This is a genomic window from Rhodococcus sp. 14-1411-2a (assembly GCF_002259485.1).
Classification (GTDB): Bacteria; Actinomycetota; Actinomycetes; order Mycobacteriales; family Mycobacteriaceae; genus Rhodococcoides.
Genome location: NZ_NPGA01000007.1, coordinates 76,746 through 92,129 on the forward strand (window position 1 = coordinate 76,746; position 15,384 = coordinate 92,129).

Sequence of the window (15,384 nt, forward strand, 5' to 3'; positions counted from 1 at the left end):
GCTTCAGCAGGTGGTGAAGAAGTCCACCCCGTTGGAGGTCCGCGCCGACAGTCTGCCGCGCTGGACCAGAACGTCCAGGTGCGCCAGCGTCTCGCAGGTCGCCACCATCTGGTTGAAGCTGTCCAGGCTGGCGAACGATCGATCGTGCCGAGTCCACGTCAGGCCGGACGCCACGTCCAACCCGGTTGCGCGAGCGGCAGATTCGACGACGCTCTCGGTAGCGGCGAGACGGCGATCGTGGTGTTCGAGCAACTGCCGGCAGCGCTCGTGCACGCCGGCACCCGGATGGCCGTGCGACGGCAACATCGCCCGGTCCGGTTCGTCGAGCATCGCGGTCAGCGACGTCAGGTACTTGCCCAATGGAAGGTCCCACTCACCGAGCTCGAACCCGATCGACGGCGTGATCGTGGGCAGAACGTGGTCTCCCGTGTAGCACACGTTCCGGTCGATGTCGTGAAAAACCATGTGGCCCTTGGTGTGCCCGGGGGTGTGTACAGCGACAACCGCATGGCCGGGAATGTCGACGGGACCGGGTTGCAACCACGCGTCCGGTAGCTCCCAGTCCGAGGCGTCGAAGGGTTCGGCCTTCCCGCTCTCGGAGGCGGTGCAAGCGATCTCGAACGCGCCCGCTCGCTCGAGTTCACGGATCGAGCTGACCGGCACGTTGCTGCGCAACCGACCGATCGCTTCGATGCCCGGTGCCTCTGCGGCACCGAGATGCACCCGGGTTCCGTATCGACGACGCAGCTCGACGGCGAACGTGTAGTGATCACGATGCACGTGGGTGACGTACACGTCGTGAATTTCGGACGGCCGACGTCCGATGCGACGCAAGGCGTCGACGAGCTCGTCGTGGGTGGAGGCTCGGTGCCAACCGCCGTCGATCAGGACCAGCCCCGTGTGAGTCTCCAGCACATAGACATTGATCGCGCGCAGACCGTCCTGAGGCATCTGCAGAGGAACGCGATGGACGCCGTCTGCCACTGCAAAACAGCCTGGATCGGCCCACGACGAGGTCATCCCGCGTCGCTCGCGAGAGGCACCATCGTCTTCTCGTCGCCATACCACATCATCCGTCGACCACCCATGGTCCCGACGTGGTCGACAGCGGCTTTCCACTCGTCACTGGCCAAGGCGGCCTCGAGCGCGTCGCGCGACTCGAAGCTGAGCACCGACAGCCCGTCCCACCCATGGGACTTGCTCCCGAATGCTTCGAGTAGTTCGGTGTGCTGCCAACGGAGCAAGCCGGGCAGGGGGTACGTGACATCGGCGTGCTCCCCGCGCCACCACGTGATGAACTGCTCGTGCGTCCACTCTTCCGGACGGGCGGCTACGAGTACCAAATTGTACATTTCTCTCCTAAGTGAATTCTGTTCAGTTCAAAAGAGGGTCAAGGTCCGCTGCAGATACAGCTCGCGCTGTTACTTGCGGACCACTCGGATGGCGGCGTCCGTCACCAGTGCAGTGATGTCGTCGATGGTCAGTCGGCCGTCGGGCCGGTACCACCGCCATACGCTGACCACCAGAGCGAGCACCAAACGCGCAGACATCGTCGGATTCGACTCCGCGAACTGGCCCGCCTCGATCCCCCGCACGATCAATGCGGTCCAGTTCTTTTCGATCCGTTGCACGAGTTCACGGCACTCGACCCGTTCGGCCTCTTCCTTCGCGGACTGACGTTCGGTCGCCAAGAGGTCCATGTGGTTGTGCAGAATGCGACGGGCCAATGCGTCCTGAGGAGATGCCGCCAACGACGCGGCAATCGCCGCGCGCAGTGCATCCTCGGCATGCGTCACGCCGTCGGTGGCCGCCACGAAACGGGCGGCGGAGTCGGCGAGTTCGATGCGCATGATCGTCAGCAAGCAGTGCGCTTTGGATTCGAAGTAGTGATAGAGCGCGGTCTGACCGATACCGACCTCGTCGGCGATGGACGCCCACTTGGTGTGCTCGTATCCCACTTTGCCGAAGTGGTCTATTGCTGCCGTCAGAATGCGCGTTCGCTTGGACCGCGGGCTCTCGCGCCGAACATCGGTTCCTACGGTCATGACTGCCCCTACTGATAGAACGTACAACCCTCCGGTGGGAGTTTACATTTTTCGATGTGAATTCGAGTCAGTTGCGGCCGCAAGCTGTCGAGCCAGCGCCGTCGCATCGGGCCGGGACAGCTTGCCGACACGATTCTGCGGTAGGTCGGCGACGGTGAAGACGTACTCCGGCCACTTCGACTTGGGGAAGTCGTCGTGTGCCAGCTGCGCCGTGACGTCGTCGAGTCCGAGGTCCTCACCACCGGTGACCACGAGAGCTGCTGCGCGCTCCCCCAGCAGATCGTCGGGCACCGGAACGACACACACCTGCACCACGGACTGCAGCGATGCGATGGCCGACTCGACCTCGTTGATGTCGATGTTGCGTCCGCCGCGGATGATGATCTGCTTCTGCCGACCCATCACACGAATCGAACCGTCCGACGCGACCTCCACGAGATCACCGGTCGGAAGGAATCCGTCGGGCGTCAACTCGGGCGGGACCGGAGTCCCGGCTCGGGCGTACCCGACGAACAGCGACGGGCCCTTGACCTGGGCGGCACCGATATCGTCCGCGGGGAGCGGACGGCCGTCCGAGCCGACGGCCCGCACGGTGGTACCGGGAAACGGCCGACCGTCGCGTCCGAGGCGGATCGACGTCGGGTCGTCGAGAGCAGGTGTGGTGTGCCCCAAGCACTCGGACATTCCGAACACCCGGAGGAACGTGGTCTGCAGCCACTGTTCGGCCTTGGCGAGCGCGCGCTCGTTCATCGGTCCGCCGCCGACCGTCATGGCGCGCATCGTGTCCAGCGCGCCTTCGGAGTTCGGTGCGACCGAGAGCTGCAGCGCCATGGTCGGTACCAGCATCGTCCAGGCAATCCGGTGTTCCTTCGCTGCCCGCAGAGCCGCCTCCGGGGACCACTTCCCGATGGCGACCATCGGACCTCCCAGTAGCGCAGGCAGATACATTCCGAAGCAGAATGCGGCAACCGACGACAGCGGAACGAAGGCACCGATCGCCTCACCCGGGCGGAGGCCGACGGCATCGATGGTGGATCGAGCCGCATACCTGATGGCGTCCTCGGATTGCACCACGCACTTCGGCCGGCCGGTCGAACCCGAAGTCATCGCGATCGCATCACCTCCGTTCCATCGGGCGACGGAGGCGAACGGTGCATTCGATGCCCGCACGCGATAAGGGCCGAAGGCGGGCTTCTCCACGGGAAATCGGTCGTCGGGCACACCCCAACGACGCAGGGTCTCGGACGTTCCCACGACGACGTCCGGTCGAATGTCCTCGAGTGCGAGCGCGAACTCCGACTCCGTTGCATGCGGGCTGACCACCGCAACCACACCGCCGCCGAGACCGACTGCGAGCGCAGCCGCGACGGTGCCCCAGGTGTTGTCCGCCTGAATCACCACGGTCGGCGGGCTCGGGTCGATCCCACCGAACGCGTCGGCAAGGGATGTCGCGGCCGCGACCACGGTCTCGATCGTGTGACTGCCGTCCTCGTCGACGACAGCAACGGCATCGGGGGTCTGTTCGGCGCGGATGACCATCTCGCGAGCAAGCCGTTTCACTGGTGTGACTCTTTCCTGGTACGTGATGCGCTCATGTCGAGAACTGCACGGCCGGTGACGGATCCATCCCGCAACCGGTCGTATGCCGAGATCGCATCGGTGAAGGGGAAGGTGGTGATTTCAGCGCGCAGCAGGCCGTCCTGCGCAAGTGCGACAACGGCTTCCAAATCGGCACGCGTACCCCAGAACGGCGCATCCACTGTCCATCCCGCGGCCAGACCGACGTCCTTCCCGGCTGTCAGTCGACCGCCGGCACTTCCTACCACCACGAGTGACCCACCTGAACGAAGCAAGTCGGCCGCAGGCGCGGTCGTGGTCGGCGCGCCGACGAAGTCGAGGACGAGATCCGCACCGTTCGGTGATTCGACCCGTTGCGCCGCAGCGGAAACGGAATCGTAGAACTTGTGCGCTCCTGAGGACTCGGCCAGGGCACCGGCCTCGGCCTTGGAATCGATCGCGATGATGTGCGGCACGCGCATGGTGCGCAGGATCTGCAGGGCAAGGTGGCCGAGACCGCCGACTCCGATCACGGCCACGTTGCTTCGGTCGTCGATCACGGCGGAGTTGGTGCGAATGGCGTGATACGCGGTCAGTGCCGCGTCCGCCAAAGGCGCGGCACCGAGAGGATCGAGATCACCGATCGGAACCAGTACGCGCTCGGACGGCACCAGCATCAGCTCCGCGATGCCGCCCGGGTACCCCAGACCGTTTCCGATGGGGGCCAGCCGACCGTCGGGACGCCGAGCGAGGCTGCGACAGTAGTTCTCTCTGCCCCGGAGGCAGTTCGGGCACGTTCCGCAGCTCCAGATTCCGTGTACGACAGCGGCGCGACCGATCCACGAAGGGTCTGCCGACGGTCCCGCCGAGACGACCGTTCCGGCCACTTCGTGCCCCAGAGTCAGCGGCAGGTCGTAGTCGAAAGTCTCTGCGCTCGAGCTCATCACGTGCAGATCGGATCCGCACAATCCGGCGGCATCCACCCGAAGCAGAAGTTCGTGGCCGGTCGGCACCGGGTTCGGCACCTCCCGGAACTCCGGTGCGCTCCCCCACTCGCGGACCTGCACGGCCAACATCAGCGAGCAGTCCATCCGCCGTCGACCACCAAGGTCTGACCGGTCATGTAGGAGCTGGCGTCCGAGGCCAGAAACAGCACGGCACCGTCGATCTCGCCGTCGATGCCGCCGCGTCCGAGCATGGTGTTTCGCCGCACCCACCCTGCGGACTTGTCGTTGGTGAACAGGCCATCGGTCATCTCGGTATCGAACCACCCCGGCACCACGGCGTTGACGCGAACGCCTCGACGACCCCACTGACCGGCGAGTTCACGGGTGAGGCCGAGCGTGCCGGCTTTCGACGCCGCATAACTTGCACCCCCGATGGGAGCCGTGGACACCAGGCCGATCACCGAGGAGATGTTGATGATCGAGGTCGCGGTACCGCTCGGAATCTTGCTCACCGCGTACGTGGCCAGATGGAAACCGGCGACGAGGTTGAGGTCGAGGATGGACTGGAAACCGTCCAATGTCTCGTCCTCGGCGTTGGGAGGGCCGGGCTTTCCGGCATTGTTGATCAAGACATCGAGCCGGCCGGATTCTTCGAAGCAACGGTCGACGAGAGCTTTTCGGTCTCCGTCGTCGGTGACGTCGCACCGAACGGGCACGATGGCCGGGATCTCGGCCGACAACGCTTCGAGGCGGTCGAGCCGTCGCGCGGCGGCGTACACCGTGGCTCCTGCCGCGGCTAGAGCCCGGGCGAAACCGAGGCCGAGCCCCGACGAGGCACCGGTGACCACAGCGACGCGACCGGTCAGCGAGAACATGTCCTGGGTCATGTGTCCACTTCCAAACTGATTGTCGGACAATACGAGTGATCGGTCAATACACGGAGGTACGGCCGCCGTCGACCGGGATGATCGCGCCCGTCGTGTATCCGGCTTCGTCCGAGGCGAGATGGGTGATCAATCCGGCAAGCTCGTCGGGCCGCCCCAGCCGCCCGGCCGGGAGCCGATCGACAATCTTGCCGATGAACTCCTGGTCCCAGTTCTCGGACATGTCGGTGGCGAAACCGCCGGGCATCACACAGTTGACGCGCACGGTGGGTGCGTACTCCTGAGCGAACGCGCGGGTCAGTGCATTGAGCCCGTTCTTGGCTGCTGCATACATCGCCTCGGGTGGGCTCGGCCGCTCGGCACCGATGCTCGAGATATTGATGATGGATCCACCTCCCGCAGCCGCCATCCGGTCCCCCGCCACGGCCATCAACCGGAACGGACCCTTGAGATTGACCTCGATCGTCTTGTCCCACAGTCCTTCGGTGACCGACACGAGGTTCGCGGCCAGCGGCGCGATCCCGGCGTTGTTGACGACGATGTCGAGGCTCCCGAATCGCGTGATGATGTCGTCGACGGCCGGTTCGATGCTGTCCCAATGCCCCACGTGCAGTGCGTACGGATGTGCGCTGCCCGGGCCCGAGTCGCCCAGGCTCGCGACTGCACTGTCGCAGGCGTCGAGTTTGCGGCTCGACACGATGACCGTCGCTCCTGCGTCCTTCAGTCCGCGCGCGATCGCCAGACCGAGCCCACGGCTCGCCCCTGTCACCAAGGCGACCTTGCCGTCCAATTTCGGTGTGCTCATGAGTACCTCTTCACCTCGAGTCGAGCGATGGTCCGTAGATGGACCTCGTTGGGGCCGTCGGCAATCTGCAGAGCTCGGGTGATGGCATACAGCCGAGCGAGAATGGTGTCGTTGCTGACTCCGGCCGCGCCGTAGGTCTGCACCGCTCGGTCGACGACCTTGTGGGCAACTTCCATCGCCGCCACCTTGATCGCGGCCACTTCCGAACGGGCCGAGGCGTTTCCGCGAGTGTCCATCAACCATGCCGACTTCAACACCAGCAAGCGGATCTGATCGATCTCCATACGGCTACGAGCAATCCACTCACGCACCACACCTTGATCGGACAACGGTCCGCCGAACGCCTGCCGAACGAGCGAGCGCCGACACATCATTTCCAGAGCACGCTCGGCCATGCCGATCGCCCGCATGGCGTAGTGCATGCGGCCGGGCCCGAGTCGGCCCTGTGCGATCGCGAATCCGTCACCCTCCTCTCCCAGCATGTTGGCGGCGGGCACGCGCACGTCGGTGAACTGAACTTCGCCGTGCCCCAGCCGATCCTGAAACCCGAACATGGGCAGGTCGCGCACCACCTCTACGCCGGGGGCGTCGGCGGGAACCAGAATCATGCTCTGCCGGCGGTAGGTGGAACTGTCCGGATCCGACTTCCCCATGAAGATCATGAGCTTGCAGTCGGGATCGAGAACGCCGGAGGTGTACCACTTTCGGCCGTTGACGACGTACTCGTCCCCGTCACGAGTGATGGTCGAGGTGATGTTGGTGGCGTCCGAGCTGGCGACATCGGGTTCGGTCATGGCGAAGGCAGAGCGAATGGTGCAGTTCAACAGCGGCTTCAGCCACTGCTCCTTCTGCGCCTCCGTGCCGTACATGGCCAGGATCTCCATGTTTCCGGTGTCGGGTGCAGAGCAGTTGATCGCTTCGTTCCCGATGATGGAACGGCCCACTATCTCGGCGAGCGGCGCGTACTCGAGATTGGTCAGCCCGGCACCGAGGTCGTCGTGGGTCATGAACAAATTCCACAACCCCAGTTCACGAGCGCGTGCCTGCAGGTCTCGCATGATCTGCGGTTGCTCGTGCGGATTGTCGTTCGCGGCGATCTGAGCGTCGTAGACACTCTCGGCCGGATAGACGTGTTCGTTCATGAATGTTTCGAGCGTGGCCGACAATTCGGCCGTCCGCTGTGAGTAGGAAAAGTCCACTTCCGTGTGCTCCTGTCGAGTGATGGTGCGTCAGCGCGCGAGCAATGCGGTGCCGGTGTCGATCAACCTGCGGATGGTCGCGGGCAGCTTTTCCTGATCCGGGTCGATATGCCGCCCCTCGCGGTGCCGACGCAGGTTGTGGCCCATGATCGCCGCCATCTTCAGCCGTCCCAGGGCGTCGAACCAGGTCATGTCCGGCAGCGCCGGACCGCTCCCGGTATAGCAGGCGATCAGTTCGTCGGTACTGGGCAGACCGGGCACGTCGCGGCCGACACCGGGAAAATTGGTGCCGTCGGCGAAGACGAGAAACCATCCCAATTCGACGCGTGGATCACCTGCGCTCCAGATCTCCCAGTCGATCAGAGCCGCCGGCTCGAGACCGTTGGAAATGATGTTTCCCAACCGATAGTCCCCGTGGACGAGTGTGGGTGTGATCGCGGTCGGAATGTCTCGGCGGAGCAGTCGAACCAGCTCGTCGGCACCCTCGACGAGTTCCACCGGAACCGCAGCGAGCGTCTTGGACCATCGGTCCAATTCGTCTGCCGGCGAGAGAGTGTCGCCCGTATCGGGAATGCGCTCGAGCGGCACGGCATGCAATGCCGGCAGCACCTCTGCGGCTCGCCGCATGCGAGCGGCAGCGATGCTCGATTCCACCTCGGGGTCGTCCAGGACCGGTTCGAGTGATTCACCGACGACGAGTTCCATCGCGAACCACGCCGGCTCCTGCTCGTCGACCGCCACGATTGCCGGTACCGGCACGTCTGTGTCGGCGAGCGCACGCAGAATGGATGCCTGCCGGAGCATGTCGTGCCGCCCGACCGAACGCTGACCCTCCGGGACGGCCTTGACGACGAAGTCGCCGTCGGACGTTCCCACTCGATACGTCAATCCGGAATGGCCGCCGAGGAGCGGTTCGAATGTACTGACGGTGACGCCCAGCTCGGCATGCAGCGCGGCGGTCACACGAGTGCGCAGTGAGGATTCGGTCACGGTCGTGGCTCTCTCGGCAGACCGAGCACACGCTCGGCGATGATGTTGTGCTGAATCTCGTCGGTACCGCCGGCAATTCGATATCCCGGGGCCCCGAGTAGGTGCTCGGACCACGCGAACGTGCCCCACCCTCCCGAGTCGGACGTCAGTTCACGCCCGAGCAGCAAGCGCGCGACTTCGGAGGTCCTGGCCATCGTGTCGGTGGCCAGGAGCTTTCCCAACGATGCTTCCGGACCTGGATCGTTGCCGGCGATGACGGCACCGGCCACTCTCATGTTGCCGATTCGCTGCACGAAACTACGTGTCACCAGATCGGCCACGGCGTCGCGCTCGATCTCGGTCAGCTCGCGGCCGAGGTTCTGGGCAAGGGCCACAGCGCGATCCGCGTTCGCCAGACCGAGGTTGCCGCCGTCGAGACGTTCGGCCGCGAGCACCGTCAGTGCGACCTGCCAGCCCTTGCCGACCGGACCCAGCCGGTAGTCGTCGCTCAGGTGCACGCCGTCGAGATACACCTCGTTGAACGAGCTTCCCCCTGTCATCTGACGAATGGGGCGTACGTCCACCCCCCGCGCGTCCATCGGGATCAGGAACATGGTCAGACCGGCGTGCTTGGCGACGGTGGAGTCGCTGCGGCACAGAGCGACTCCGTAGTCCGCGACCCGCGCCCCCGACGTCCACACCTTGTGCCCGTCGATCGTCCATGAGCCGTCGTCGGCCTGCGCCGCTCGTGTCCGTACCGCCGCGAGGTCGGAACCGGCCTCGGTTTCGGAGAACAACTGACATGCAATGACGTCGGCACGAAGCATCGCGCGGACGAACCTCGTCCGCTGCTGTTCGGTGCCCCACTGCGCGATGGTGGGTGCCACCAACTGCTGAGTGACAGAGAACATCTCGGTCCTCTTCGGCACGTCGAACATGTCCTCGACGCGTTTGAATGCCAGTACGTACGACAGTGGCAGATCGCGACCGCCGTACTCGATCGGTGAGTTCAACGCGCCCCACCCGGCATCGAACTTCGACTGCTCGTACGCAGCGATTTCGTCGGTGTGCGCCTGCTCTTCCTCCGCGGTCCAGTTCTCGAACACGGCTACCGTGTCGGGACCGACGCCCCAGATGGAGTCTGTTCGCGGTGCTGCAACGGTTTTCAACCACTCCGTTGCCTGGTCGGTGAATTCACCGATGTCCGAAATCGTTCCTTGTGTCACTGTATTGCCTCGGGTTCGTGTCGTGTCAGACTGTCAGCACGGTGCAGGCGCTGATGCCCGGTGCGCCGTACACGTGGGTGAAGCCCACTCGCGGATTGCCGGGCACCTGGCGTTCGCCGGCCTCGCCACGTAACTGAGTGACGATCTCGTGCACCTGGCGGAGACCGGAGGCCCCGATGGGTTCTCCGTTCGCGATGCATCCACCGTCGGTGTTGATCGGCAGTCGCCCACCGATGTCGGTTTCCCCCGCCGCGATCAGGGCTTCCTGCTCGCCGGGCTCACAGAACCCACATTCGGCCATGTGCATGATTTCGGCACCGCTCTCGGTGTCCTGAAGCTGCGCGACGTCTACGTCCTGCGGGGTGATACCGGCCTGCTCGAAGGCTGCGCGTGCAGCGTCGGCGCTCACACTCGTCGGCTCGCCCTCACCTTGGATGGACGGACTGAACACCTCGAAGGATCCGAACCGGCGGGTCCGGTGGGTGATGGCGGCGAGCTTGATCGGACGACCACCCGCGCGCTCGACGTATTCCTCGCTGGCAACGACGATCGCTGCTGCCCCCTCACCCGGCGAGCAGAACATGTAACGGGTGAGCGGATCGTTGACCATGTCGGCTTCGGCGATGGTCGTGGCATCCATTGCTTCCCGACGCCAGGCATTGGGGTTCAGAACTCCGTTGCGGTAGGCCTTTTCGGCGACCAGGGCCAGCGTCCGACTCGAGATGTCGTGTCGCCGCATGTACCGGGAGATCTTGGCACCGAAGAACTGAGTGGTCACCATCAAGCCGGCCTCGCCGTAGCCGTCGGGTAGTCCCCATTCGGCCGGTCGTGGATCGAAAGCGCCGCGCGGATGTTTGTCGAAACCCACCGCCAAGGCGACGTCCGCGGAGCCCGAACGCACCGCGTTGACGGCCGAGAACAACGCGCTTCCGCCTGTTGCGCAACCGTTCTTGACGTTGGTGAACGGGATACCGGTGAACCCGAGTTCGGCGACTAGAGTATCGGCGAGACCCGAGCCGTCGCTACCACCGAACGCGACCTGCACATCCGGCCAGGCCAGACCGGCATCGCGCAACGCGCTGCCGATCGCGGTGACGGCCATCTGACGACCGGACACTCCTGGCTGGCGTCCGAATTTGGACAGACCGGCACCGATGATCGAGACATTCTGTGTCACTGCGTCATTCCTGTCGATTCCGGTCGCGGACCGAGTGTGTCGACCGCGAATCGGGGCACCGGCACGGTGGACGTCAGACGCACCGGTGCCCCATCCAGTTCGTCGAAGCTCTCACAGTCGATGATCGCTTCGATCTTGATGCCCTCGGGCAGTTCCACGTAGCCGACTGCGAAGGGCACGAACCCTCCGACCGGTGGCACGTATGGAGGAGACTTGGGCGCGAAACGCTGAATCGTGTAGGCCCACAGGTTGCCTCGCGTACTCAGGGTGATGTTCTCCGCAGTGGGTGTGGCACACCTGCTGCACATCTCACTCGCGGGGAAAGCCACGGTACTGCACACCGTGCACTTGCTGCCCTCGAGTGCGACGGCCGTTGCCTGCTCCATTGATGCTGCCTTTCGGGCTGTTCGGTCAGAACGCGGACGTGGTGCGGATCAGCGCCCGACCCACTTGGGCTCACGCTTCTCGAGGAATGCGGTGACGCCCTCCTTGCCGTCCTCGGACTGGAGTGCATTGCCGACTGCGAGATGCTCCATGACCATGAGCGACTGGATGTCTGCATCCAGACCGCGGTCGATGCACATCTTGGTCAGCTTCATCATGAACGGGCTCTTGTCAGTGAGGTTCCCGATGAACTCGTCGACGGTCTTGTCGAGGTCCTCGGCCGGCGCGGACGCATTGATCAGGTCGAAGTCGACCGCCTCGGTGCCCGAGAGCAGCTTGCCGGTCAGCATGAGTTCCTTGGTCTTCCGGATACCGATCATGCGGGGCAGGCGGTAGATCGGGCCGGCACCACCGAACAATGCACGGCGGATGTGGAAGTCGCCGATTCTTGCGTCGTCCGCCGCGATAGCGAAGTCGCACGAGATCATCAGTTCGAATCCACCGGCGGTGACGTAACCCTCAAGCACCGCAACGGAGGGAGTGTTCATGGAGTACAGACGATCGCACACCTTCGCCGACAGGACGGCGACGTCCATTGCGGTAGTAGTGCCGATGAAGTCCGACAGCAATTCGTCGAGGTCGAAGCCCGAGCAGAAGGTGTTGTTGACTCCGCGGAGCACGAGAACCTTGAGGTTCGGATCGTTGTCCACCTCGACGATGATCTCGTCCAGACGATGCAGCAGCTCTACTGTGACAGCGTTCTTCTTGTGCGGGCGGTTGAGCCAGACGCGAGCGACGTCGCCGTCCTTCTCCAACAGAATGTGGTCGGTGTCGATCATGTGACAGCCTTTCGAGAGTGTGCAATTTGAACTGGATTCACTTCAGTATTGATCATCGAGGCGATGGCGTCAATAGCCGATCCCCGGCGACCGCAGCAATCGGTCTACACGGCAAGGAAATCGGCGATCCGCGCCCGATGTGCCCGCGAATCCCCCTGCAGCGCTTCGTTTCCCAGAACTCGGCGGAAGTAACTGTGTGCAGCGTGCTCCCACGTGAACCCCACTCCCCCGTGCAGTTGCACGGCCTCGTAGGCCACGTGCACCGCGGCGTCGCCACACACAGCACCCGCGACGGCAATCGCCAGACGGGCCTCGTCGGGATCCTCGTCGTGCACCGCAGCGGCATACCGGGCGGCCGATCTGGCCCGCTCGAGTTCGATCAACATGTCTGCCAACCGGTGTTTGATCGCCTGGAACGAACCGATGGGACGGCCGAACTGATGACGCGTCTCGACGTGATCGAGAGTCATCTGCAGTAGGGCGTCGGCGATACCGGTGTTCTCGCACGCGAGCGCCAGAGTCGCCACGTCCTGTATCCGCGCGATTGCGTCGCCGGCCTTCTCGGCCGGCACCAGAAGCGTCGCCGGGGCGCGGTCGAACGAAACGTCCGCTTGTCGCCTTGTGGAGTCGACGACGCGTCGATCATGCAGCGCGGAAAAGCTTTTCGCAGACACGCCGAAGAGTGCGACGCCGTCCGGGCATCGGGCACTGACGACCACGAGATCGGCTGCTCCACCTCCGACGACGAACCGCACCTGTCCGCTCAGGACCCACCCGTCGTCGGTCCGGTCGGCATCGACGTCGTCGGACTCGGCGGTCAGTGCGCTCACTGCGGCAACCGTGGTGCCGCCGAGAACTCCCTCGAGCAGGTTTGAGTTACCCGCCTCCATCATGGCGCGAACGCCGACGGCCGCATGCTGATAGACGGGTTCGACAACCAGAGCGCGACCACATTCCTCCAGAACGATGCCGAGCTCGACCATGCCGTAGCCGAGTCCACCCGACTCCTCCGGAACAGCCATGGCGGTTACGGACATGTCGTCGACCAGGCGTTTCCACAGTTCGACCGAGTAGCCAGGGGCAGAGTCCGCAGCGGCGCGCACCTGCTCGATCGTCGAGTACTTGGCGAGCACTCCACGGATGGTCTCGCGTATCTCGGCCTGCTCGCTGCCGGGCGTCAGCGCCGGCGGCTCCGAACGAGGCCAGGGGACTTGTGCGTCGCGGTGAGATGAGGTCATGTCGCTCCACTCGAGTTGAATTCAATTCTTGTACGAACTCTAACGGGTGAAACGCTCGACAAACAGGGTTTGCCTGAACTAAGTTCAATTCATGCCATTGGAGATTGTGGAGTATTACGCCACCCTGGACGCCGGGCACCTGGACGAGGCGGTTGCGATGCTCGCCGAGGACGTCGCCTTCTCGATGATCCTGCCGGGCGGGGCCAATCGAAAGACCGGACGGGCCGCCATGCTCGAATACCTGGCGGGTCGGCCTCCCGTCGACCGAAAGCACCGAGTTCTCCGATCGTCCGTCGACCACGACCTGCAATTCGTACACGGCGCGGTGACCGAGGGCGATCGGACCACGGGCTATTTCGTCGGGGTCATGCACATGCGCTCGGACGGCCTGATCGACCGGTACCAGGTCTCGTTCGATGCCGAATTCGCCCTCCTCGATACCGATGAAGGATCGTCGATGAACTCGAACATGCAACCGACGCCGACTCTCCAGCGCTGGTTCGAGTACATGGATTCCGACGACCCGGATCGGGTCCTGACCATGATCTCGGCGGACTTCCGTATGTCCGTGCAGTTTTCCAAGGGACACGGCGAGGCAGCCGAGTTCGTGGGCGACCGCGACGGGCTCGTCGCCTACCTCCAGCAACGCGAGAAGAGCACCCTGATTCATCATCTCGATCGCGGCGCGTCGGTCGACGGCACCGAGATGGTGCTGGGACGGACCACCCGCGACGGAGCCTTCGAGGCGTCGTTCAACGCCTCGGCCCAACTCGACGACAACGGGCACGTCCGACGGTTGCTCATCGCCCGCACGCCGGAATTGGCGTTCGACTAGGAGCCGATCGGCTCGCGAAACAGAGAAGAAAAGAGCGAGATGCCTGAGCAAGCACTGATTTTCGAGGCCATTCGTACCCCGAGAGGCAAGGGGCGCAACGGATCGCTGCACGGCACCAAGCCGGTGGACCTCGTCGCGGGGTTGATCACCGAACTCCGGGCTCGATTCCCCGATATGGATCCATCCGACATCGACGACGTCATCCTCGGCGTCGTCTCTCCTGTCGGAGAACAGGGCGCGGTCATCTCGCGCGCAGCCGCATTGGTGGCGGGCCTCCCGGAATCGGTCCCCGGCACCCAGATCAATCGTTTTTGCGCGTCCGGGCTCGAAGCGACCAACCTGGCCGCCCAGAAGATCGCGTCCGGCTGGGACGATCTGGTGATCGCCGGCGGCGTCGAGTCGATGTCTCGGGTACCGATGGGCAGCGACGGCGGTGCCCTGTTCACCGACCCGGCCACCGCATACGACCTCTACATCGTTCCGCAGGGAATCGGTGCCGACCTGATCGCTACGGTCGAGGGTTTCTCTCGTCACGACGTCGACACCTACGCGGCGGAGTCCCAACGACGCGCCGAGGCCGCCTGGAGTGCAGGCTATTTCAAGAAGTCCGTCGTTCCGGTCGAGGACTTCAACGGCGTCACCCTGCTCGACCACGACGAGCACCGGCGCCCGGGAACCACCACCGGCAGCCTGGGCACATTGAAGCCGGCCTTCGCCGCGCTGGGCAAAGCCGCGGGTTTCGACGACGTAGCGCTGCAGAAGTACGTCGATGTCGAACGCATCGATCATGTTCACACCGGCGGTAATTCGTCGGGGATCGTCGATGGTGCCGCCCTGGTTCTCATCGGTAGCGACGCGGCCGGAGCACGCGCAGGCCTGGTTCCCCGTGGCCGCATCGTGGCCACCGCTCAGGTCGGCAGCGAACCGACGATCATGCTCACCGGTCCGACCCCGGCCACGGTGGCCGTGTTGAAGCGAGCGGGCCTGACCGTGGACGACATCGACGTGTTCGAGCTGAACGAGGCATTCGCCTCCGTGGTGCTCAAGTGGATGAAGGACCTCGACATCCCGCACGAGAAGACCAACGTCAACGGCGGAGCGATTGCGATGGGCCACCCGCTCGGGGCCACCGGCGCAATTCTGGTGGGCACCGTGCTTGACGAACTGGAACGAACCGGTGGCCGCTACGGCCTGATCACCCTGTGCATCGGCGGCGGCATGGGTGTTGCCACCGTCATCGAACGCCTCTGAACTGCCCATCGTCGACACAGAGAAATAC

Annotated in this window: 16 protein-coding genes and 1 pseudogene; 3 read left to right on the forward strand and 14 right to left on the reverse strand. The window is 64.3% G+C overall.

What is annotated here, in order from left to right; genetic code table 11:
• Window positions 1-3 precede the first annotated feature (3 nt).
• The 14 genes from CH291_RS02285 to CH291_RS02350 form a co-directional block, all read right to left on the reverse strand.
• Window positions 4-1,020: an MBL fold metallo-hydrolase gene (locus tag CH291_RS02285; RefSeq protein ID WP_094686614.1), complete on the reverse strand. Its 1,017-nt coding sequence runs from the start codon at window positions 1,018-1,020 to the stop codon at window positions 4-6.
• On the reverse strand, window positions 1,017-1,352 hold the full coding sequence (locus CH291_RS02290) for an EthD family reductase (protein ID WP_094669981.1): 336 nt from the start codon (window positions 1,350-1,352) through the stop codon (window positions 1,017-1,019). Before CH291_RS02290 ends, CH291_RS02285 begins: the two co-directional genes overlap by 4 nt.
• 69 nt (window positions 1,353-1,421) lie before the next feature.
• Entirely contained in the window at window positions 1,422-2,045 is a 624-nt protein-coding gene (locus CH291_RS02295; protein ID WP_068046703.1) for a TetR/AcrR family transcriptional regulator, read from the reverse strand.
• Window positions 2,046-2,087: 42 nt separating this feature from the next.
• The gene (locus CH291_RS02300; protein WP_094686615.1) at window positions 2,088-3,605 is read right to left on the reverse strand and encodes a class I adenylate-forming enzyme family protein; all 1,518 of its coding nucleotides are present in this window, start codon (window positions 3,603-3,605) and stop codon (window positions 2,088-2,090) included.
• The gene (locus CH291_RS02305; protein ID WP_094686759.1) at window positions 3,602-4,678 is read right to left on the reverse strand and encodes an NAD(P)-dependent alcohol dehydrogenase; all 1,077 of its coding nucleotides are present in this window, start codon (window positions 4,676-4,678) and stop codon (window positions 3,602-3,604) included. Before CH291_RS02305 ends, CH291_RS02300 begins: the two co-directional genes overlap by 4 nt.
• A complete protein-coding gene (locus CH291_RS02310) occupies window positions 4,678-5,436 on the reverse strand; it encodes an SDR family NAD(P)-dependent oxidoreductase (RefSeq protein WP_094686616.1) in 759 nt (252 codons plus the stop codon). The genes CH291_RS02305 and CH291_RS02310 overlap by 1 nt, the downstream gene beginning before the upstream one ends.
• A gap of 43 nt (window positions 5,437-5,479) precedes the next feature.
• A complete protein-coding gene (locus tag CH291_RS02315) occupies window positions 5,480-6,238 on the reverse strand; it encodes an SDR family NAD(P)-dependent oxidoreductase (protein ID WP_094686617.1) in 759 nt (252 codons plus the stop codon).
• Window positions 6,235-7,437 carry an acyl-CoA dehydrogenase family protein gene (locus tag CH291_RS02320; protein ID WP_094668586.1) on the reverse strand — a complete coding sequence of 401 codons (1,203 nt, stop codon included), beginning with the start codon at window positions 7,435-7,437 and terminating at the stop codon, window positions 6,235-6,237. Before CH291_RS02320 ends, CH291_RS02315 begins: the two co-directional genes overlap by 4 nt.
• Before the next feature lie 30 nt (window positions 7,438-7,467).
• Window positions 7,468-8,427 carry a phosphotransferase family protein gene (locus CH291_RS02325; RefSeq protein WP_094686618.1) on the reverse strand — a complete coding sequence of 320 codons (960 nt, stop codon included), beginning with the start codon at window positions 8,425-8,427 and terminating at the stop codon, window positions 7,468-7,470.
• Entirely contained in the window at window positions 8,424-9,632 is a 1,209-nt protein-coding gene (locus tag CH291_RS02330) for an acyl-CoA dehydrogenase family protein (protein WP_256980702.1), read from the reverse strand. Before CH291_RS02330 ends, CH291_RS02325 begins: the two co-directional genes overlap by 4 nt.
• Window positions 9,633-9,657: 25 nt before the next feature.
• Window positions 9,658-10,809 (reverse strand): thiolase family protein, encoded by a 1,152-nt coding sequence (locus CH291_RS02335; RefSeq protein ID WP_094639730.1) that lies wholly within the window; start codon window positions 10,807-10,809, stop codon window positions 9,658-9,660.
• Window positions 10,806-11,195, reverse strand: coding sequence for a Zn-ribbon domain-containing OB-fold protein (locus CH291_RS02340; protein WP_068046677.1), 390 nt, complete (start codon window positions 11,193-11,195; stop codon window positions 10,806-10,808). The genes CH291_RS02335 and CH291_RS02340 overlap by 4 nt, the downstream gene beginning before the upstream one ends.
• 48 nt (window positions 11,196-11,243) lie before the next feature.
• Window positions 11,244-12,032 (reverse strand): enoyl-CoA hydratase/isomerase family protein, encoded by a 789-nt coding sequence (locus tag CH291_RS02345; RefSeq protein ID WP_032366859.1) that lies wholly within the window; start codon window positions 12,030-12,032, stop codon window positions 11,244-11,246.
• Window positions 12,033-12,136: 104 nt separating this feature from the next.
• Complete coding sequence (locus CH291_RS02350) at window positions 12,137-13,270, reverse strand: acyl-CoA dehydrogenase family protein (RefSeq protein ID WP_068046675.1); 1,134 nt, start codon at window positions 13,268-13,270, stop codon at window positions 12,137-12,139.
• Between the two features lie 91 nt (window positions 13,271-13,361).
• Between CH291_RS02350 and CH291_RS02355 the strand changes: the two are divergent.
• The 3 genes and pseudogenes from CH291_RS02355 to CH291_RS02365 form a co-directional block, all read left to right on the forward strand.
• Window positions 13,362-13,658 (forward strand): annotated as a pseudogene (locus CH291_RS02355) (nuclear transport factor 2 family protein); the annotation flags it as partial.
• 69 nt (window positions 13,659-13,727) lie between these two features.
• Entirely contained in the window at window positions 13,728-14,105 is a 378-nt protein-coding gene (locus CH291_RS02360; protein WP_068046924.1) for a hypothetical protein, read from the forward strand.
• Window positions 14,106-14,144: 39 nt separating this feature from the next.
• Complete coding sequence (locus CH291_RS02365) at window positions 14,145-15,356, forward strand: acetyl-CoA C-acetyltransferase (RefSeq protein WP_068046672.1); 1,212 nt, start codon at window positions 14,145-14,147, stop codon at window positions 15,354-15,356.
• Window positions 15,357-15,384 lie beyond the last annotated feature (28 nt).